At 46.4% G+C, this 21354-nt stretch carries 20 protein-coding genes and 1 tRNA gene; 7 read left to right on the forward strand and 14 right to left on the reverse strand.

The annotated features are described in order from the left end of the window. Window positions 1-6: 6 nt before the first annotated feature. The 4 genes from queG to AC6I5A_RS01465 all read right to left on the reverse strand — a co-directional run bounded on the left by queG (window position 7) and on the right by AC6I5A_RS01465 (window position 4736). On the reverse strand, window positions 7-963 hold the full coding sequence (gene queG, locus AC6I5A_RS01450; protein ID WP_052167825.1) for a tRNA epoxyqueuosine(34) reductase QueG: 957 nt from the start codon (window positions 961-963) through the stop codon (window positions 7-9). 106 nt (window positions 964-1069) lie between these two features. After that, a complete protein-coding gene (locus AC6I5A_RS01455) occupies window positions 1070-2662 on the reverse strand; it encodes a tRNA nucleotidyltransferase/poly(A) polymerase-related protein (RefSeq protein WP_034610886.1) in 1593 nt (530 codons plus the stop codon). A 36-nt stretch (window positions 2663-2698) separates the two neighbouring features. Further along, window positions 2699-3580: a diacylglycerol/lipid kinase family protein gene (locus AC6I5A_RS01460; RefSeq protein ID WP_034610888.1), complete on the reverse strand. Its 882-nt coding sequence runs from the start codon at window positions 3578-3580 to the stop codon at window positions 2699-2701. 37 nt (window positions 3581-3617) lie between these two features. After that, entirely contained in the window at window positions 3618-4736 is a 1119-nt protein-coding gene (locus AC6I5A_RS01465) for an aminopeptidase (RefSeq protein WP_034610889.1), read from the reverse strand. A gap of 144 nt (window positions 4737-4880) precedes the next feature. Here AC6I5A_RS01465 and AC6I5A_RS01470 point away from each other — a divergent pair, with 144 nt between their 5' ends. The 7 genes from AC6I5A_RS01470 to AC6I5A_RS01500 all read left to right on the forward strand — a co-directional run bounded on the left by AC6I5A_RS01470 (window position 4881) and on the right by AC6I5A_RS01500 (window position 9824). Next, the gene (locus AC6I5A_RS01470) at window positions 4881-5819 is read left to right on the forward strand and encodes an RluA family pseudouridine synthase (RefSeq protein WP_034610891.1); all 939 of its coding nucleotides are present in this window, start codon (window positions 4881-4883) and stop codon (window positions 5817-5819) included. Then, on the forward strand, window positions 5794-6153 hold the full coding sequence (locus tag AC6I5A_RS01475; protein WP_497900401.1) for a GIY-YIG nuclease family protein: 360 nt from the start codon (window positions 5794-5796) through the stop codon (window positions 6151-6153). The genes AC6I5A_RS01470 and AC6I5A_RS01475 overlap by 26 nt, the downstream gene beginning before the upstream one ends. A gap of 423 nt (window positions 6154-6576) precedes the next feature. Then, entirely contained in the window at window positions 6577-6792 is a 216-nt protein-coding gene (locus tag AC6I5A_RS01480) for an acyl-CoA carboxylase biotin carboxyl carrier protein subunit (RefSeq protein WP_034610894.1), read from the forward strand. A gap of 94 nt (window positions 6793-6886) precedes the next feature. Continuing rightward, the gene (locus tag AC6I5A_RS01485; RefSeq protein WP_034610896.1) at window positions 6887-7702 is read left to right on the forward strand and encodes a TerC family protein; all 816 of its coding nucleotides are present in this window, start codon (window positions 6887-6889) and stop codon (window positions 7700-7702) included. A 60-nt stretch (window positions 7703-7762) separates the two neighbouring features. After that, window positions 7763-9013, forward strand: coding sequence for a sodium ion-translocating decarboxylase subunit beta (locus AC6I5A_RS01490; protein ID WP_497900402.1), 1251 nt, complete (start codon window positions 7763-7765; stop codon window positions 9011-9013). 47 nt (window positions 9014-9060) lie between these two features. Beyond that, on the forward strand, window positions 9061-9198 hold the full coding sequence (locus AC6I5A_RS01495) for an OadG-related small transporter subunit (RefSeq protein WP_497900403.1): 138 nt from the start codon (window positions 9061-9063) through the stop codon (window positions 9196-9198). A 197-nt stretch (window positions 9199-9395) separates the two neighbouring features. Continuing rightward, a complete protein-coding gene (locus AC6I5A_RS01500; RefSeq protein WP_034610898.1) occupies window positions 9396-9824 on the forward strand; it encodes a hypothetical protein in 429 nt (142 codons plus the stop codon). A 191-nt stretch (window positions 9825-10015) separates the two neighbouring features. On the opposite strand, the gene AC6I5A_RS01505 is transcribed toward AC6I5A_RS01500, so the two are convergent. From AC6I5A_RS01505 to AC6I5A_RS01550, 10 genes are all read right to left on the reverse strand, one after another. Continuing rightward, a tRNA-Gln gene (locus AC6I5A_RS01505) sits at window positions 10016-10090 on the reverse strand. Window positions 10091-10226: 136 nt separating this feature from the next. Continuing rightward, window positions 10227-11165, reverse strand: a complete 939-nt coding sequence (locus tag AC6I5A_RS01510) for a TIM44-like domain-containing protein (RefSeq protein ID WP_034610945.1) — start codon at window positions 11163-11165, stop codon at window positions 10227-10229. 71 nt (window positions 11166-11236) lie between these two features. Then, entirely contained in the window at window positions 11237-11923 is a 687-nt protein-coding gene (locus AC6I5A_RS01515) for a PspA/IM30 family protein (RefSeq protein WP_034610900.1), read from the reverse strand. Window positions 11924-12428: 505 nt separating this feature from the next. Further along, complete coding sequence (locus AC6I5A_RS01520; RefSeq protein WP_497900404.1) at window positions 12429-12677, reverse strand: hypothetical protein; 249 nt, start codon at window positions 12675-12677, stop codon at window positions 12429-12431. A 220-nt stretch (window positions 12678-12897) separates the two neighbouring features. Continuing rightward, window positions 12898-13860, reverse strand: coding sequence for an acetyl-CoA decarbonylase/synthase complex subunit delta (locus AC6I5A_RS01525; RefSeq protein WP_034610902.1), 963 nt, complete (start codon window positions 13858-13860; stop codon window positions 12898-12900). A 190-nt stretch (window positions 13861-14050) separates the two neighbouring features. Next, window positions 14051-15382, reverse strand: coding sequence for an acetyl-CoA decarbonylase/synthase complex subunit gamma (gene acsC, locus AC6I5A_RS01530; protein WP_034610904.1), 1332 nt, complete (start codon window positions 15380-15382; stop codon window positions 14051-14053). A gap of 51 nt (window positions 15383-15433) precedes the next feature. Further along, complete coding sequence (acsB, locus tag AC6I5A_RS01535; protein WP_034610907.1) at window positions 15434-17614, reverse strand: acetyl-CoA decarbonylase/synthase complex subunit alpha/beta; 2181 nt, start codon at window positions 17612-17614, stop codon at window positions 15434-15436. 25 nt (window positions 17615-17639) lie between these two features. Then, a complete protein-coding gene (gene cooS / locus AC6I5A_RS01540; RefSeq protein WP_034610909.1) occupies window positions 17640-19658 on the reverse strand; it encodes an anaerobic carbon-monoxide dehydrogenase catalytic subunit in 2019 nt (672 codons plus the stop codon). Further along, a complete protein-coding gene (locus AC6I5A_RS01545) occupies window positions 19637-20434 on the reverse strand; it encodes an ATP-binding protein (RefSeq protein ID WP_034610911.1) in 798 nt (265 codons plus the stop codon). The genes cooS and AC6I5A_RS01545 overlap by 22 nt, the downstream gene beginning before the upstream one ends. 42 nt (window positions 20435-20476) lie before the next feature. Then, complete coding sequence (locus AC6I5A_RS01550; protein WP_034610913.1) at window positions 20477-21340, reverse strand: DegV family protein; 864 nt, start codon at window positions 21338-21340, stop codon at window positions 20477-20479. Window positions 21341-21354: the final 14 nt, after the last annotated feature.

Genomic DNA, 21354 nt, shown 5'->3' on the forward strand with positions numbered 1-21354 from the left:
GCTAAATTAACGCCAATTTGGCGTAATGATTGGCGGTACTGATTGAAGATTGCGCAGGGCAAAAGAGGCATTTCGCTGCAGAACTCCCTTGCCACGCCAACCGGCGGCCGTAGCTTTAAAACGTCTTTGAAACTCCCCTTTGGTTAAATTAAGAGTATCTTTTAAATCGACGCCACGCCGGAGCGAGGAGGGAGAGGAAGACGCGGTTTCCTGCTCTATTCTTTTATTGTTGTGTGGGCAAACCTCCTGGCAGGTGTCACAGCCAAATATTCTTAAGCCAAGTCGCTCGCCCTCTTCAGGTGTAAGCACCTCTTTACTTTGGGTAAGATAGGAGACGCAGTGTTTGGCCGCAAACGGCTCTTTCCCGAGGATTTGCGCCGGACAGGCTTGAACGCATCTTTGACAGGTTCCACAATGGTCAGGTATAGAGGGCTGATCCGGTTCAAGCTCTTGATCCAAAAGGAGCAGCGCTAAGGCCACAAATGAACCGTATCCCGGAATAATGAGATTTTGGTTCCGACCAATCCAGCCAATCCCTGCCCGACGCGCAAAGGCTCGCTCTACTAATGGGCCGCTATCCACTTGTCGGCGCGAGGTTCCCGGCCAGTCATTGACAGCCATGATCTCGACCAGACGACTGATCTTCTGAGCCATTAAGTGATGATAATCTTCCCCCACTGCAGAACGGGCAAGAACACCCTCCCCTTCCTGCGGAAAGGACGAATATGGGAGCGGGCAGGCTAAGGCCACGATCGTCTGACAATCTGGCCAAACTGCTTGCGGAGCGATCCGTTGCCTGATTTCTTTGTTCTCGAAAGGCGTTGCCGCACCTAAATCAATACGAGCTTGTAACAATTGAGTAAGCCCGTCAATCGGTTCCGCCGAGGTAAACCCGATAGAGACAAAACCCAACTCACCTGCCCATCTTATGATGTTCGATTTCCAACGTGCCTGATCATTCATCCAAAACACCATCTTTCTCCAATAACCCATTATACCGGATATTTAAAATACGTATAAATACTCCTTATACATAGAAATGAACCCTCACTATTTGGCGGCGTAGGGTTCATTTTTGTATTTGTTTTCCCATTGAAGAACGATAGATTCCGTATTCCCGTTCAAGAAATTGTGGATCTGTCAACCTATATTTTGGGTCCATCATGATCTGGCGGCGCACCTGTTCCTTGAACCGACCGAACCGCTCGCCGGCAAGCCCTTTGCCCCGGGCAAATTCTTCGAACTGAGTCCAATCGAGCAGACCGGCCTGCTCCGCCAAGCAAGCAGAGGCCTTTCTGATTTCTCCCTGAAGCTCATCTAACCGATCTATATTTTCGGCGGCATCCTGCTTCCCGCCAAGGAAATCCGCTCGCCACAAATCCAAGAGATTTTCGAGCCTTTGTTTATTATACACCTGACCATTCCAGCCAATCTCCCATGCAAAGCGACGCGTCTTCTCGAGAAACTTAGCCTGGTCACTTTCCCCCTTTAATTCGCTCATAAAGGTAAGTGTCCCTGCCATATGATGCCCTACTAAATATTCAAGTTCTCGTTCCCCCTGACTTCCTCCGGGAAGAAACATACTCCACCGAAAGCGAGGCAAGATTTCTTTGAGCAAGCGAACGCTTTCCCTTTCGTGCCGGAGAAAGTGCCGCTTCCCCTCGGGAACCATCTCCAGGTGTTTCATTGGTGTGGCTCGCGCCGGTTTGATACGTTTGACAATGATCGTATCCGGATAGTTATCAAGTCTTCCCCCGTGGACTTCTGCTTCCTTCTTTACCCAGCGCTCCAGGTTTTTTCCCTGCAACTTAAATCCCGCAACTTCAAACCCATGATCTGTCCGGCGAATTGTTCCCCAAACGATGCATTCCCGACTGGCGGTTTCCCATTTTCCCAGATCATGAAATAAGGCCGCTAAACGCAAGATTAAGCGCGGGATCGTATTAATCACGACCTGCCGGGTATGTCCCCAAGCATCTTTGGTATGGTAACGATTCTGAACCAGTCCTTTTAACCTGGCCAGTTCCGGGAGCCAAGTCTGAAAGTACCCCAGGTCATCGAGGAGTTCTAAGGCCCGGTCTATCTTATCCAGCATAAGAATTCGTCCAAACTCCTCCGTTAAGCGTTCCGCCGCCACCTCCCCAAGAAGCGGAACATGCTCTGTCGCAGCCAGCCATGTCTCTGACTCGATTGCCAAGTCATAACGGACTGCCAGTCTAATTAGACGCATAATCCTAAGGGGATCTTCTTTAAACCGGTCAGCCGCACACCCACAGGCTTTCAGTCGTCTTGCCCGCAAGTCTCCAAGCCCGTTTAACGGGTCTTTGATTTCACCTGTCCGAACATCTTGATATATAGCATTCAGGGTGAAATCCCTACACCGGGCATTCGTTTCAATCTCTCCTGAGAATGCTGCGATGTCCACTCGTTCTGTCCCCTGAAATAAACTGACCGTCTGCTGACGCGCGCCGAGCAGATGGGGCTTATAACCCATAGCAATCAGTTTTGTCTCTATCTCCGGAAGCGGAAGGGCCATGACCGCATCGACATCCTTCAAAGGAATCCCCAATTGCGCGTCGCGAACTGCTCCGCCAACAATATAGACCTGACTTAGCTCACTGAGTCTTTTTAAGATTTCCTGCTGAAATTCTGAGCCGATCATGGGACCCCTCCTCTTGAAGAATAAAAATACCGGTCCTTAACAGAGCACTGAAATTTTAGGTCCAATTTGAATATGCCAAGTGCTTTCCGGACCGGATTCTCCATCCAGATCTGAATTGATCGGTCGATCAGTGATGACCGTCAATTCAGAGGTGTGGAATTCCACAATTTTTTCGGCATTAACTTTTTCTCCCCTCAAAACTCTTAATAGGAGACGAAGGGTTTCCGGCCACCCAATTGCCGGAACTATTAAAATGTCCAGCTTACCGTCAGTTAGGGATGCTCTTGGCACAAGTGTTCTGAGGCCCCCTACCGAGAAGCCATTCACGGCCATAAACAAAACGACCTCTTCCGAATAGCGTTTTCCGTCATTCTCAAACTCGATATGAAAGGGACGATAGGACGGAAGGGTTTCTATCCCTTTGAGAAAATAAGCTAATTGCCCAAGCGTATTTTTGACGCGGGTATCAACTTTTTGAGAAACATCCGTTAAAAGTCCGGCGCTGGCCACATTAACAAAGTAGCGGTCATTGACCTTCCCTGTATCCATCTCAAACGTATTTCCTTTGCCAATGACTTTACACGCCTCAGGAATGCTTTTCGGCAAATGTAACGCGTAGGCCAAGTCATTCGCTGTTCCAACAGGCAAAATACCCAGAACCGGGCGCTTTTCCGCTGAAATCCGGAGTAAGCCGTTGACCGCCTGATGAATACTGCCATCTCCCCCGGCAATAACCAACCGATCCACATCCCTGCTTTGGGAAACAATCTGTTCAACATCTTCGGGAGAGGATGCCCGATGGATACTTACCTCATGCCCGCTTTCCTGAAAAATGCGGATCACAGTATCCAGTTGGGCGGTTAATTTGCGCCGACCGGCATAGGGGTTGTAGACCAAACGTAAACGTTTATACTTCATGACCGCTTGCAATCGACTCCTTATCCAAATTGGTCTCTTAAGACTTCAGCTTCTCCGGGTTCAGCACTTGAAGTTCAGGCAAGACAAAGCGCCCGTCTTTGCGAACCAACACATTATCAAAATAGATCTCGCCGCCGCCATAATCCGGTCTTTGAATACACACTAAATCCCAGTGAATAGCAGATTTGTTTCCATTGTTACAATCATCATAACAGGATCCTGGAGTAAAGTGGAAACTTCCATCAATCTTTTCATCAAAAAGTGTGTCTTTCATCGGCGTTTGAATATATGGATTGACTCCAAGAGCAAATTCTCCGACGTAACGTGCTCCCTCGTCAGTATTAAAAACGGACTCGATCCGTTCCGTATCGTTGGCAGTCGCTTTGACAATCTTTCCGTTTTCAAATTCCAACACGGTGTTTTCATATGTAAAGCCCTGGAAAAGTGATGGCGTATTATAACTGATCCGTCCATTGATTGACTCTCTTTCCGGGGCAGTAAATATCTCTCCATCCGGGATATTGGCGTGTCCATCACACTTGATGGCAGGCATCCCTTGAATTGAGAAGACCAAATCTGTCCCCGGGCCAAGAATGCGTACTTCATCAGTTTTTTCCATCAGCGCTTTCAGTGGATCCATGGCCTTCGACATCTTAGCATAATCCATGTTACACACCTCAAAGTAGAAATCCTCAAATCTTTCGATGCTCATATTTGCCAACTGGGCCATAGAGGCGTTCGGATATCTCAACACGCACCAACGGGTATGCGGCACCCGTTGCTCGCTATGCACCGGTTTCTGGTAGTAAGACAAATAAATTTTCATCGCTTCAGGGGGGATATCGGCCCATTCGTTGGCATTTTCTCCGGCCCGGATTCCAATATAGGCCTGCATTTCTTTCATGCGGGCAAGATCCCACCTGGTCATTGCTTCTGCCTGCTCCATCTTGAATTCTTTTAATACTTCGCGCATTAAGGTATGATTAACAGTAGACAAAAAGGGTAACCCGCCTGCTTGATAGGCGCAGCGCACAAGAGCTTGGGCGAGTAAAATGTCCTGTCCTATCACTTCAATAAGGATTTTCTCACCAGTTTTGAGTGCAATAGAGTAATTGATTAAGGAATCGGCAAGTTTTTCAATACGCGGGTCTTTCACTTTGGGGCCTCCTTACTATTAATAAAGTATAGCGAAGACATTTAGTTATATTCTTCATATTTCATAATTTTCCTTTTTATCATCACTTTTATGTAAAAAGTCTTTAACACATCCTATTACGGGTACCAATACTAAGGAGGCATTATGAACGCAGAACATACTTTATGGGAATACCGTTTGCAAGCGGAGGACTCCGGTCAGAAATATCTGACAATCCTGCGGCACAAATTTCATTTCTCACTCAGAATATTACAACGGTTAAAACAAGGCGAACAAGTATGGATTAACGGGAAGTTCACTTACTTAACGGCACGGGGCAAAGAAGGAGAAATGTTATCCATTCAGCTTTTTCACGATGAGAAAACAAGCATTTTAGGAGAAAATCTCCCCCTCGATATTCTCTACGAAGACGAATACCTTTTAGTAGTGAACAAACCTGCGAATCAAGTGGTTCATCCGACACACCGTTATCTCACAAACACCTTAGGAAATGCCGTCGTCGGCTATTGGGAACGCAAGGGAGAACACCATCTTTATCGTCCAATTCACCGGATTGACCGGAATACCTCTGGCGTCGTCATCATCGCCAAAAATCGATTTGCCCATCAACAACTCGCTTGGCAACTGGAGCGCGGACATATCCGGAAGCGATACTTTGGCTTCGCAGAAGGAATTGTACTCGAAAATGAAGGTACTATCGACGACCCCATCGGGTTTGCGCCTGATAGTTTCATAAAACGTCAAGTCCAACCCAATGGCCAGCCGGCCCGAACACATTACAGGGTCCTCCGCCGTTATTACAATGCAACTTTTCTGGAGTTTATCTTAGAAACCGGGCGAACCCATCAAATTCGTGTCCACTGTGCAGGCTTCAAGCACCCCTTGCTCGGAGATGACCTATACAATGGTGATACAACATTACTCTCGCGTCAAGCCTTACACTCCTCGGTGTACGCTTTTCTCCATCCTGCGACCGGACTGCCCCTGGTCATCCGAGCTCCCTTTCCCGAGGACCTGCGGAACCTGGTAAAAAAGTTAATTGAACAAGGAGGATATAATGATGGATCGCAAGAAAGAACTTAAACGGCTATACAAAGAGATAGAAATTGAGGCGGGGATCTATCAGATCAGAAACACCAAAAACGGAAAGATTCTTATTGAAAGTACCCCGAACTTAAAGACTATCAATGGTAAACGCTTTAGTTTGGAAAGGGGTTCGCACACAAACAAACTCCTTCAAAATGAGTTGCAGGAATTTGGAGCAGAGGCCTTTGTGATTGAGGTATTAGAAATCTTAGAAACACCAAAAGAGGGCATTTTTGATATCAAAGACGCCTTAAAGAAGCTGAAAGAAAAATGGCAGAATAAGCTTCAACCGTATGGGGAACATGGCTACAATACACTCAAGCCAAGGTAATACATTGTATTATTAACCGGACATATATACAGATAACCGGACAGTAGCCGGTTAAAATATTTCCGAAAAGTGATTATTAAGAAGTAACCACAAGTGGGGCTCGGATATTTAGTTACTGAGCAGAATTAATCTCCAGGTAACTTATTTTGGATGCCATAGAAAATTTTTTTCTTATTTCAGAGTTTATAAGTGGAATCATTAATAATAAATCATTATTGGCATGATCTTTGCATTATTTTGCATTATAATATGTGAATTGTATAACTATGTGATTAATTGATAGACGAACTGGACTTAAAATCCCGCGATTGACAAAATGTCAGACACATTGTTATACTATTCTAGGGTTCAAAGGTAGATTAATCAATTCGAGTCCTCTCAAACCCACCGGAATGATAAATTCAAGAAAGGAGGTCATTTGTTGTGAGTACAGCTATATATGCCCCCATGGCGGGAAAATTACTTTCCATTAATGTTAATGTTGGTGACAAAGTTGAGCAAGATGATGAAATTGCCACTTTGGAAGCTATGAAGATGGAACTTCAGGTATTTTCGACAGCTGATGGAACTGTAGCTTCAATCGATGCAGTAGCCGGTTCCAATGTTACTACGACAACAGTTCTTGTGACATTGGAGTAGTTCTAGGTTCTTCTTAATACGGCCGGAGTAAAGAAAGGTACCGGCCGTTTGTATTTTTTTGGATATTTTGTTATTGAGGAAAGGAGAGCGTGATGTGGAAACACAGGAATTAATTTTTGGCTTAATAAACATATTAATAATAAATCTTGTCTTGAGCGGAGACAATGCAGTTGTTATCGCCTTGGCCAGCCGTAACTTAGTAGCCAAGCAACGGAAAATGGCTATTTTCTGGGGCAGCGCCGGAGCTATTATCTTGCGTATTGTCCTGACTATTGTGGCAGTTTTTCTTTTGAGAATCCCTTATCTGCAAGCAATCGGGGGGTTGCTGCTCATTTGGATCGGCATTAAGCTGTTGACTGACGAAGAAGACGAGGATGAAATGGAAGCCTCCAGCAATATGATGACGGCTATTAAGACGATTATCATAGCCGACCTGATTATGAGTCTGGACAATGTACTTGCCGTTGCAGCAGCTAGTAAGGGGAATTATTTGCTGTTGATAATCGGTCTTGCTGTGAGTATCCCGATTATTATTGTCGGCAGTCAGCTGCTTGTTTGGTTAATGAATAAGTTCCCTCCCTTTGTCTATATCGGTGCCGGCCTGATAGCCTGGACTGCCGGTGAAATGATCAATACCGACAAAAAAATTGCTCCCCTGCTTTATAACTTCAGTCATGCCAGCGGAGAAGAAGTTGCCAAATTCTTCAACACTACCGCGCCGGAATTGGCCAAGTATTACAATACTACAGTTGATGGAATTATCCAAGCTATGCCTCATTCCATCTTAAACATGCCTGAGAATCTGGAATGGGTACTTCCGGCCGTGATTACGGTACTGGTCTGCGGCAGCGGCTGGTGGATTAAAAGCCGTAGGAAGGCTGCGCAAGCTGATAAAAGCTCGGCAGCTTAATAAACCATGTTGCTTAGTTTAGTGATAAATAATTCATAGATAAAGAGGCGGTATAAGAGAATGGGAATATTAGATGTTGTGACTCAACAAAGTTTTCTAATGAATCTTTTAGCCGGATTTACGCACTTAACCTGGCAATCTATTGTCATGATACTTATCGGGTTAATCTTGCTTTATCTGGGTGTTGCCAAGGATTACGAACCATTATTACTGGTACCTATCGGTTTCGGCTGTGTTTTGGCCAATTTACCCTTAACGGAATTAATCCATGTACCACGTGAAGGGTTTATATTCCATGATAGCGTGCAACATGTATTGGGCCTACCGTTGCAAGCAGGCCAACAACTTGTTGATCAGGGAATCCTTGATGTTCTCTATAATGCAGGAATCGCCAACGAACTGTTCCCTTGCCTGCTGTTTATAGGTATCGGTGCTATGACCGACTTTGGACCGCTGCTTCAGAACCCCAGAATCCTTCTCCTGGGTGGGGCAGGCCAGTTCGGTATCTTCTTGACTTTACTTCTGGCCCTGGCACTTGGTTATGACAAGATGGAAGCAATCTGCGTTGCTATTATCGGTGCTTGTGACGGTCCTACATCTATCTATATGACTTCTAAATTTAACCCCGCGCTGCTTGGTCCCATTTCGGTGGCCGCTTATTCCTATATGTCACTGGTGCCGCTGATCCAACCGCCGGTGATGAAGCTCTGTACAACGAAAAAAGAGCGGGAAATGAAAATGTCCTATGATATGCTCAAACCGGTTACACAAAGAACCAAGACCTTATTCCCGATAGTGGTTACCATAGTTACCCTCTTGATTGCACCATCAGGCGCGCCCTTAATGGGAACTTTGATGCTGGGCAACTTTTTGCGTGAATGTAAGGTAGTCGGCAAATTAGTACAATCTGCTGAAAACGAAATTGCCACTATTTCCACCTTATTCCTGGGCCTTACAGTTGGGGCTACCATGAATGGAGACGTTTTCCTGACTGTGAAGACTTTGGGTATTTTATGTCTCGGTTTTATCGCAATTTGCGGTGATACTGCGTTTGGTGTTATGGGCGCTAAAGTTATGAACATCTTCTCCAGAGTAAAAGTCAACCCCTTAATTGGCGCCGCCGGCATTTCAGCTTTCCCGATGGCGGCCCGCGTAGTGCATAAAGTAGGGACCCAAGCCAACCCCCACACATATCTGCTGATGCACGCCATGGGTGTGAACACCGGAGGGCAGATTGGCTCGGTGCTGGCAGCCAGTATTATGATTGCTGTTATCACTGCTCTACAGGGTATGGGTATAAATTTGATGTAACAACGAGATACCTTCATTAATCTAAGAAGTAGGTGATAAATGTGGAAATGTCCAATATGACATTTGGCTGGTTGTTAACTGTCGTGGCCGGAGGTTTAACCATGGTTTCCCTGGGGATAATTATTCTTTGTACGAAAATATTAAAAAGCTTTCAAAAATCAGAAACTGCCCAGAAGACAAACTGACCGTTTGAGTATTGGAAGCATATAAGATTATTGATATTATTGAAAGCCTCATAGTTAAAGAAACTGTGAGGCCTTTATTAACTTAATTTAACGGGATCCAATTGCTAAAAACTCAAATAATCTCTAAATCACAAACAGGATTTGGGCTTCTCAAGCCGAACTATTAAATTGTAACAAACAAATTTGGGGTGATACTTGTGGCCAATAAGCAAGAAATTCTTTTTGAAACTAAACACCCACCTTACACAGCAAGTCTGAAAAGAATACTTATTGCAAGTATTTGTATAAATCTGTTTTTCTCAATTTTATTTAAATGGTCCTGGGTCAGGGTTTTAGATATTTTTTTCTTGGTTGCCCTGATGGATTTTGTAACATTCTATTTTCCCGCAGTCACCAAAAGATATATTATAACCAAGGATAGTTTAAGCAGAAAAGGCTGGTTCGGCTCGAAAGAAGTTCCTTTTAAGCAAATAGGAAATATTTCAGCTGCCAGGAGTTCAATCCTGGTTCTTTCGACCGAAGGAAAGGTTTTATTTAAAATTTACGAAATATTTTTGGATAAATCGGTTAGAGAAAAATTCAAAGATATATTATTCGATCGCTTTGAAAAACTATGCAATGATTAATTTACAATGGACCGGTATAAATGTTTCTACCTCCTAAAACATTTTCTGCGACATAAACAGATAAGCCACAGCATAAGCTGCGGCCAATTCCATTACATTGCCTCTTTCGGATTGCCAATGAACCTCATCACAGGATTTGCACAAGACGTCAAGTCGGGCTTTGACGCTTATTCGACGTCGAGAAAAACGATTGGCAGGGGTGGCTGGATTCGAACCAACGAATACCAGAGTCAGAGTCTGGTGCCTTACCGCTTGGCGACACCCCTGTAAATAGGGTTACACATAAGAATACATAAATAATAATATGTCGGCCTGGAATTGTCAAATACGATAATTTACCCCTTTACATCTTACCGGTTGGGCGCGTACAAAGGTGCACAACGGGTTCTTTAACTAAGAACATCACTCTTCCTCCCCACGAGCAATTTTGGTAACTTCCAAAGCATCTTCCTGGTAAATATTCGAAAGCAACCACCGATCATCCTGCCAAACAAACTCCCAGAATTCAGTATAGTAGAGCCTGTGCGTATTATCGCCGGATATCAGCCGTTCAGAGGTATCGACGGTATAATCAATTAAACTCGCTGAAACCATGGCTATTAAATGTTGCGTTTGTTCATCCAACTGGCTATGGATGAATTCAATGTCCTCTGTGTTCAGCACAGGTTCCTTGATCATATTGCGTTCTCCGCGCGCTTTCATCCCTTGCAGATCTGTCCGGTACTTATTACCCAGGGCTGTTGTTAAAAAATCATTGGCTGCCGAAAGGTCTTGGCGACTCCAGGCATCCTGCAACCAAAAGAAGACCTGACGGACCCGCCCAATAATGAAATCCCGATCCCATCGTGGAAAGGTTTCTGCAAAATAGCGCATGTTTTCGCGCGTAAAGTCGATTGATTTAGCAAAGCGCTGAAGACTTTCTGCATTCGTAATCGGTCGGCCGGTTAAATCCATTGGGTTCTCGCCGGAATAGTCATTCAAATCTCCATCGCCAAAACCACGACCCCTCATCTTCCTTCTTCGACCCCCGCTACTGAAGGTGCGCCATGCTTTATAAATGAGGTAGAAGATAACCATTAAGAAGATTAAACTGAAAAATCCCCCGGATCCTCCGGAAGTACCCCCGAAGAAAAAGAATGGGAAGGGGAAGAACCCACCGAGTCCCCCACCTCCGGAAAGACCACCTCCGGAAAGGCCACCCCCTGAGAAAGACCCGCTCGAACTTTTTCCCAGACTTCCGCCCACTCCCCCGCCCCCACGTGCCAAGGTAAGTGAAGCCTGGCTCGCGATGAGCATGATAGTTGTAATGGTAACCCCTATTCGTTTTGTCCGCGAGTTCATGCCAATCACCTTATCCTTACCATTTCCTTGTACGATTTGCGTCTATAACCACCCAATGGTGTATATTTGGTTTATTCCTTTTCCGGCTCTTTCTTAAACCCTGCTTTAAGCTTAGCCAATTCATCTTCGACTTCCGAATCCGCTTTACTCTTTTCCAATTCCGCAAATTGATCCTCAATCGTGTTGGTGTTCACCATTGTGCGGGAAGCCTTGGCTTCCGCCTCCGTACGTTGAACCCGGTCTTTCATCCGATCAATATCTGCCAAAGGATCATGGGTGGAGAGCCCAGATATTGCTTCATTAGCTCTTTTCATGGTTTGCGCACGACGTTGGCGCATGACAAGGTTATTGCGTTCCGTCTTTGCCTTTTCTAATTTCTCCGTAAGAACGCGGAGGTTCTCCTGAAGGTCTTCCACTACTTTAGCCTGGTCAACAAGTTGAGACTCATAATCTATTTTGCTGGCTTCTGCCTGTTTTTTATAAGTCAAAGCAGCCCGGGCTAAGTCATCCTTGCCCTGTTGTACGGCTAGCGCTGCCTGACCAGTGCGCAGTTCAATTTCCTTATTTAAACCCTCAATGTTCTCCTCAAGTTGAATCTTATCCGCTACGGCACGGTTAACTTGAATATGAAAGTTGCGAACCTCTTCTATTGCCCGGTCTACATAAAGATTTAACATTTTCTCAGGATCTTCCGACTTGTTCACCAAATCCATAATATTCGCTTGAAATAGATCTTTCACTTTGCTAAACATACCCATAGGTTTCAATCCCCTTTCATTTCTGCAAACCCACATTTGAGTTCACTGCACACGCTTTTTTCATTCAATGCAAGTCTACTTCCTTTGACCAACAGAACACAAAAGCTATTCAACTTACTCACCTTTATGCGAGGTCATTGAGGAAGGAGATCCGATAGTTTAATTATAGCACAGTTTATGATTTTATTCCCGGACATACGTGCTTAATTCACGCAATTATTTCCTGCGTACCATCCTTCATTTCCTGCATGAAAATTCCTTTTTTGCGAACGTCAAAAAAATGGAGCGAAAAGATTACCGTCTACGAAGACAAATTTACAGTGGATTCAAATCCGGCGCGACGGTAGATGTAGAATAATAAGACTGAAAACGGGCAAGGCACTCTACGAAATTTAATCGTAGGGTGCCCCTGTGAAATGTTATTTATTTGGTGTTTATTGTTTTCTAATAGTACGGCTTGCTGACTATCAAAGGTGGTTGAACCATTCTTTTCTTGACAATTGCATTAAGCCTTAACACCTAGTTCTCTATAATTTTTAATGGTGTAAGTTACTGTTATTCCATAAACGACAAATGCTAGCAGACTTGCAATTATTGTAGATGCGCCTTGTGTCCAGTGGGCATTAATAGTGCCCTGTGTTGAGTTGATTGATACTAATATTACCCAAACAATAGCCCCGCTCCAGAATCCCTCTTCACATACGGAAATATTAGTTGATATCGCCGTTCCCTTGTTTTCCGAAACAATATCCAATATGAAAAATCCATTATCTTTAAGAGACGTGTGTATTTTTGCAAGCAGTATGTTTAGTTCATCTGTGTTTAATGCACAAAAATCAAAAAATATGAGCGTTACAATATCAAAGGATTCTTTAAAATTGATATCAAGATAATTCCATAACGGGTTACTCTGGGTAATAAAGCCTCTACATCTGTACCAATCACTGCTGTACCACCCACCACAATAGTATGTCTCACTCGCTCATCAAATCGGCAATGTTTTTCCGGACTAGCCGTACTGCTGCCGGGTTGCGCATAACAAGAATACTGGCTCCGACTTGGAGGACACCGGAAGCGGTTACTGCTTCCCAAAGCACGCTGCGGTCGGCGAGATCTCCCCACCCGGGATACTCCTCCGCAGATACATAAGCCTCTTTGCAGCGATTCGCCTCAGAGCCAATGTTACAAATCATGGGCATGGAGAGCATTTTGTCATTGGCCAAGGCTCCAAGGCGAGCTCGCTCCATAATAGAATATACATACTCGATACCGAATCCGAGCCCCGCAACAGTTGGATCAATAATAATTTTGTTTAAAGGTAAGCCCATTTCATTGATTAAAATATTAAGCTGTTTACAGATGTTAATATCCAGGGGGGAGCGCGCAATCAAAGTATGTTTATGAACCATCGCTGCAGCCACTATGGACTTGTAGTTATCCTGTTCCGCAAAACCGATCAACAGGTTTTCGCCTGCGGCAGCTTCGGCAATAGCCGTCATTACCTCATTGTTTTTGGCCGGATCGTCACACCCTTCGACAATGAGCGGAACGCCGACGGCAGCCAGGACTTCCCGAACAATCCGGGCACAATCCTCGGGTGAGCGATTTTCACCTTCCGGATCAGCGCCATCAAATTTCAGGAAAATAAGATCCGCGCCAAACTCGTCTACACATTTTTTAGCCCAGGCCGCAGGGTCATTGAGGACATCTCCAATTTGCCGCGTAATCAGCTCCTGCCATGCGGGCACAATATCGGTTACCTCCATGGCGATTACCGGACGGTTAGGCATTTGACCTTCAAAGTGGAGAAAAGGTAAGGCGCTATCTCCCCCAACGGTCACGGTAGCAGTTCTCGTTCCTCCTTGTTCCGGCGTTGCTCCGAGCACTACCTCGCCAACTTTGCTGGCATATCTTTCTTTCACTAAGGTGACAGACATGTACTCCACTCCTTTCCACTCTGGAAAATAACCTATTATTATTATTTGATCGCGCCGACAAGCGGCAAGGGGTCTAGCCTATTAATAAATATCTTCATTCTTCCGGCGACGTCGCGTTTGTGGCCTGAAGGTTTCACTTCATCACTGCCAAGACAGTTGGCTTATTAAACATTTGTGGTTATTTTATGACTTAAGATAGGGATAAGGTCTTGGAGAAGGAAACAATTCCACTGGATTCCCGTGGGCCGACGACAACCTTCCAGCCGGATAATACCGCAAGTTTGCCCGAGATCACAGCAACATAGCCCGGAATGATCACGGTGCGATGTTTTACTTTATCGGCAATGCCACAAGCAAGCATCGCTTCGGTGATTTTCTCCGGTTCAAACTTTCCGGCGGCATAAGCAGTGAGTACCGAGGTTCCATCGGTATCAATAGGGAGAATATAGCTGGGGATTTTGGAGGTTTCCACTTCCCCTTCCACACTGTAGTATGTTAAGGAGAAGTTCGTCGTAATGTACAAGGGAGAATTTTCGTTGACATTTCCTACGGAATGTAAGCTCGGCTCAACTTGAATTGGTTTCTGAGGATCAGTATAGATATTTTGCCTTAAAGTCATTAAAGGAAGAAGGTGGGCTTGAGAACTGGTTTTCAAAACAACTGCACTGGCGTATTTGGCAACATAAATACTGGCCTCCATGATTTCTTCCAGCGGTTCAGACTTGCCGGTAAAGGCAATGACCGGATAACCAAATGGTCTGAATTTCTTCTTGATGGCCAAACGACGCAGATGGGTCAAATTTGCCAACGTTTCCACCGGTGTTCTCGAACCTGGATCCAGGACAAACTCCTTATAACCCAAGGCTTGGGCCTTCTCCACGAGATCGTTGAGGGCATCGAGACCTTCCGCCCTAATAATTACAGGTACGGAGTTTTCTTTGGCAAGGTTAACCATTGCTTCATAGTTCGCGGCCGTTGCTGCCCCAATCAGCGGCTTACGGGATACCAACTGAACCAGGGCCGCTTTGACCGCTTGGGGATCTTCACTCAGTAAAACCAGGGATTTATCCGTACTTTCAGCCATTTCGGCGGCAACTTGGGCAAAGCGCCGAGCATCGCCTGAATCATTGACAACTGCTACGCCATCAATGCTGTAGTGCAATCCGACACGTTCAAACTCTAAGTTTTTGATCTCCTGGAGTTTTACCCTCAATTCGTCGTCGCTTAAAGTATCCGACACATGGATAAGCAACGTAGTGGGGTGATAAAACGTCTTATCATGCCGGAACAGGACTGTTTCATCTCCAAGAACAGAATCTTTTCCAAACTTGACGGCTTTGATTGGAGGAGCTGAAGCAGAATTCAAAGCCTCACGCGCAGCTTCGGTAACATAAGGGCAAGCGTCCAACGCCGCTTTGCCGGAGGCCAAAGCCATGGCAAAGGCTAAGCAAGTTGGTACGCCGCATTCCTTGCAGTTCTTCTTTGGTAGTTGTTTGTAAATATCTAAACCAGTGAGAGCCATTTTGCAACCCCTTTCTAATTTATATCAAAGCCTGGACCTCTTGGGGATAATTTAGATTAGTGATTCAAGCGCAAAGCAAGGATGTCCATTTTCCTCAAGGAATGGTACGATTTCCTCTACCGTGGTGCCGACGGATTCGTCAGCAATCTTATCTATAAAATCCGCACCTAACCCCTCGTCGACGGAGCGTTGAACAAAGTCATCGCGGATGAATTCCTTCAATTCTTTGGGCATCCAGACAATACGGGCAATTCCGCCATCCGCAGAGATGAATTTCTTACTGAGGAGGTACGATCTGCCGATTCCCATAAAACCCGGGGTTTGTATTCCGCCGCCGCAAATTCCGGCCAGCGTGGAGAAGGTCATCCCACTAGGGGTCATGCCGGTGTGTTCACGGGTAGTGAGCATGAGACCATTGGCTTCAGGAACGATGGCCATGATGGCCTCGAAGCAGCCGCACGAGGTCAGTGGTTTGTCCATTAAGGTATAAAGATTAACCTCTTCTAAGGTGTTATTGGAAGCTTTATATAAATAATCATTTGTATTTTGCCACATACCTTTCAGCTCATCAAGTGCCGGCCCTTTAGGGATGAGTTGGTTTGGTCCGTTTGGGGTGATTTCGTAAGATGCTTTGGCGTCCAACCAGCTTACGGCGCCACACAAGCCCACCCGTTCCGGAGTGACAATACAGACATGGTTGGGGGCAAAGGACTGACAAAGCAAACAAGAGTAAAAGTCCTGCACAGACTCATCTGTCAAGCTCCTCATCCGATCGTCGCGCGCCCGGTAGCGCTCGCGGGCTTGAACAAGGCCTTCTTCAACGGCTGTTTGGTCTGTCAGAAGAGTAACTTGCACACGGTCCACGATTGCCGGAAATTCCTGCTTTAACTTCGCCAACAGAAGTTCCCCTAAGTGCCGAATTAAGAAACCTTTTGCCCTGGCATCTTTGGAAATCCGTACCCAGCACAAATCCCTTTGGGCCACATGCCAAACACCTTCCCCATAATTGGCAAAGTAATGAATGCGACGTTCTAAAACGCCTTCAAAATCCACCTGCATCTTGCGGCCAAAAATGTCAATCTTAATGCCCAGGGGAAGTTTGGCCCCCTCCGGAACGCTATCGATTTCCGGTCCAATAACCGTGACCTGACCGTCAACTATTTGCTCCGGGCCGACCATCTGAACGAGTTCAAAAGCCGGAGTCCAGCCGCCGCCAAATTCCACGTAGGTGTCCGCTTTGCGGATCGCTTCGCCCTCAAAAGCCGGACCGAAGTTTACCGGAATAGGAATTTCGAGGTTTGTCAATTTTATCCCGCGTATTTCCAAAGCCAAGGGAACAATTTTATCATAATCAGGCTCAGAAATATACCAATCCGGGATTTGCATATCCTCACTCAGCGGCTGGTCCGTTAAAACCGGAAAGCCCATAAAGATGGCGCCCATTTCAGCGGCAACCTTGACATCATCCAATTCTCCCAGCTGCAGAACGAAAGCCCGCACGCGGCGACGTTGATAGTCCCGATGATTTTCACGTTCTCCGGCAGGAATACCGCCGAAAGTCAGGCCCGCCCGGAAGGCATAGTTCACGGCGTGAATAACCTGCGTAAAGTTCCCGAGAGGAAAAGCGATGTAGTCTTCGCCAATTTTGACGTTCTCTTCCAGTAACTGCTCAATAACCTCATCGCAAAGAAAGATCATAAACCCTTTGCCCATTAAATTATCGACAATCTTCTTAGCCGCCGCTGCGTCTTGGGCCCGTCCCAGAATAACAGCGACTCCCGGAATCGTCCAGTCGACCATCTTAATCCCATGTTTCCGTAAAATAGGGTCACCTAAAAATCCAGTCCATGGTTTAACTTTGGGTTCGTCTCCGCGCAGATAATGCAGCGCTTCAATGATTTCGGCGGCATAAAGAACGGATTCTCCCCAAAGCCTTGCATTGTCAAAAGTAAGTTCTGAGCGAACCTGATTACGCATCCGGTTCAAAATAGGAACAAGTTCTCCCAACTGAGTCACCATTTCGCCTGAAAGACAGGTAATGACCGGGAGATAGTAAGCTGTATCCGGATAACCGATGCTTTGGTCGGGACCAAAGTCTTTGATTGCCCGATTCAGGAGGATTTCTGTATATGTCAGGGCAATAATGGTGCCGGCGTAGGCCTTACGCAACAGTTTTTTCGGTTGCTTAGCGGGGTCCTTAACAGAGCTTTCGTAAATTTGCTCCATGGACATAATCTCCCCTCCTTTCTTACCAGTCTTACCAGCCTTGGGCAACCTTTGTACTATGTTTTTCTGCTGTCATTTGATGAATGTTCAGTTTCCAAGTCCTATACTCCAGGGCATCCAGGAGTTTTGCGGCGCCGATTAAAGGCTCAACTTCAAAAATAAAATTTCCGCCAAAGACATCATGTGCGATTTGCGTAGTCAGGCCATAGACAAGGTCACTTCCCTCCACAGGGGGCAACGAGCCAACATGGACAGGCAGGCCCATAGTGACCGCCCAAGTACCGATGGCGATTGCTTTTTCATGCATAGCCTCCGGAGCAGACACGACGAAAGGAACTTTAGGAATATCTACACCCAGTTCATTGGCCATGGCGATTGCCAAATCCATACCGCGGCTATTATCAACACAGGCCCCGACGTGGAATACCAACGGTAGCCCGGTTGACAATTGGGGGTTTGCTCCTTCAAGCGTATTTAGAAATGATTTTAGTCCTGCCCCGGCATATGCGTCCACGGCCAAGGGGGACATCAGACCAAATTTAGCATAAGCCCCGGCGGAGCAGCCGGTGGCAATGACAAATACGTCATTTTTCACAAGCTCTTTGAGAATATTAACATGGGATTCATCTTGTAGTCGTTTGAGGTTGTTGCAGCCGGCCATCAGGGCAACCCCTTTGAGCTGACCGCTGAGGATGGCCTCAGTCAGCACAGATATTGGACGCTCGGGACAAAGATTGGCGAAAATGGCCCTGAGCGCTTCCAGACTGAAACCTGCCACAAGCTTGTGACGCTCCGGGGGAATGGAGATTTTCCTGGGATCCCGCTGCCTGTAGGCCTCAAGAGCTATGCTGATCAGCTTTTGCGCATCGTGCAGAGCAGTTGCCGGATTAAAGGCGATATGTTGGGCTCCCGGGATCTTCATTATCAATTCTGTCGTTACAACCTTCGTATGGTAACATTCGGCAATAGTTTGCACGGAGGGATAGATACATTGAATATCGACTACCATGGCATCCAAGGCGCCCGTCAGGATAGCCATTTCCTGCGAAGCGGAAGAGGTCGCCAGATAGACCCCCTCCCGCATGAGCAGTTCATTACCCGTACAGCAAATCCCGACAATATTGATTCCCTCGGCGCCAACCTTCCGGGCGTCATCTTGCCTCGCCCGGGCCGCTGCAACAACTATTTCACTTAACACCGGATTATGTCCGTGGACGGCAATGTTCACCATTTTGGGATTAATCACCCCGAGATTGGCCTCGGAGACGATGGGTTCGGGAATTCCGAACATTACATCACTCAGAGTTGTGCCGATATATGAGCCGGCTAAGTCGGCGAGGGCAGTTTTCAGTCCCCCAAAAATAATATTTACCGGATCAGCGTCCACGCCCATAGCTGTTTGCGCTATAATTTCCGTGACCGCACCATCAATGGCGCGCGGCATGATATTGGTGTGTTGGAATTTCCGGCGGCGTCCTTCGGTAATGAAGCTGTCCAGGAAGGCCAGCGGCCGATCCTGATAGCGGCCAAAATCTGCATACCCCAGCTCCACTACGTCTTGAAGGATTTCCTTGTCCTCGCGGCCCAGAGTGCCGAGCCCTAATTTCTCAGCTAATTTTAAAAGCTTGGCCGGTGATTTAAGCTCATAATCCGGGGCCCGCCCTTCAACCAAAGCATGAGCGGCATGCAGGAGCTGACGGGCATGCTCGGAGTGGGAGGCAGTCCCTCCGGCAATATATCTGACCAGGTTGCGGGAAACAATTGTGTAGGCGGATGCGCCGCAGATGCCACGACTCCCGGGACCATCTTCCTTTTTAATTCGGCAGGGGCCGGCAATACAAATGCGGCAGCATATCCCGTTATAGCCAAAAGTACACTGCGGTTGTTGGGCAACTACGCGGTCATAAACCGTCTCGGTTTTCCGATCCTGAATCATGGTCAGCATTTGCAGGACACCGGGATCTGTCGTCCGCAGGGAACTCTTGGGCTCGACGACTCGCGGCGCCGACGACGGCTGGGCAGTATGGGTCAAGTCCCGATATCTGGGCATCTTCCACCCTCCTCTTCTCCCTCATTTTCAATCCTTTGGAAAATTGTCGTGAGTTGAACCCCCAGTGATCCTCCAGGCAATTGGTCACTACCTGTATTGATAGACATTTCCAACAGTTCGTCGCAGTAAGGGATGCTGCCAATCAGCTGTTCCGGAGAAAAACGCTCGCGCAGAAAATCTTCATCCTGGAGATGGCGTACTTTATTCCCGACAACGACAACCCGTGGGATACCCAAATCAAGAGCCAGTTTCTGTATTGCTTTTACGGTTTGGACACTGACTTTCGTCGCTTCAGTAACAATGACCAGGACATCGACGCCTTGTGCCGTACCCCGCGTGAATTGTTCTATCCCTGCGCCCATGTCCACTATGACCGTATCTTGTTCCCCCAGGATCAGGGAATTGACCAAAGCTTGGAGAAAGCTGTTTTCTTTGCAATAACAGGAGGTTCCTCCCCCTTTGATGTTCCCCATCCGGAAAAACCGAAGGGGTCCTAAGGAGACGCAATAGTTATCTAAGATATCATCAACCTTGGGGTTGAGAGGATAATAGGTTCCCCTGCCCCCCATGCGCTCTTCAATCAATTCTTTCATCTCGACAATCGGTTTTAAATCCGCAAGCAGATCATCGGATATGCCCAGCACTGTTCCAAGGTTGGCATCCGGATCCGCGTCAACCGCCAAAACAGAGATTCCCTTTTGCGCTAACCAACGGGCTAAATTGGCGGCAAAAGTGGTTTTTCCGACGCCGCCCTTGCCAGAAATTGCAATTTTCACTGGACCTCTGCTCCTTTTTGTGTATAGATTCGTAAATCCAGTCTACATAGCTTGGAAAGGCCAGGGGTGAAACGCAAGGCCATAAGCTCCATGTCCGACATGAGTTGCAATAACGGCTCCAAGTTCAAACAAACGAACCTCATGTTCCGGATAACAAACCTTTAGTTCGTTGAGTAGGGTTTCTCCTTCTTCCGGTATATTGACATGCATAAGACAAATACGGTAACGTTTTCCCGAAGATAAGGCACGGTTTAATTCGTCAAGCACACGCTGCCATGCCCGGGAACGCGAGCGAACTTTATCAAAAACATCAATTTGGGCCTGTTGATTAAAGTATAGAATCGGTTTTATATTAAGTAAACTCCCGACCAGGGCGGCGGCTCCACCGATTCGTCCACCTTTTCGTAAGTTTTCAAGCGTATTAACTACAAAATAAAGCTCTGTCTGTTGTTTTAAGTTGTGCAGCTGTGCCATAATTTGTAAAGCACTCCAACCTTGGTCCGCCCATTCTGCCGCAGCCCAAGCCAGTACACCTAGACCCAGCGCAGTGGACCTGGAATCAAAGAGGTGAATATTTGGACTGGAAGCTAAGTCTTTTGCCATCTGGGCTGAAAGAAGCGTCCCGCTAATGCCTGAAGAGATATGAATACTGACAATATCCTCGAAGCCTTCCGAAAACATAGCTTGATAGGTTTCCGAAAATGCGCCAACGGAAGGTTGAGAGGTTGTCGATAAACCGGAGATATGACTTAACTTTTCAAAATAAAGAGCACTGGATAGTTCGGTTTCAAAAAATACTTCGTTCCCAATATTAACAATCAGAGGTACGACTCGAATTTGAAACTGCTCCAGGATATCATTTGATAAATATCCTGTAGAATCCATCACAATTCCGACTTTTTTCAATTCTCTTCTCTCCC

The sequence above is a fragment of the Desulfosporosinus sp. Tol-M2 genome (genome assembly GCF_059735615.1).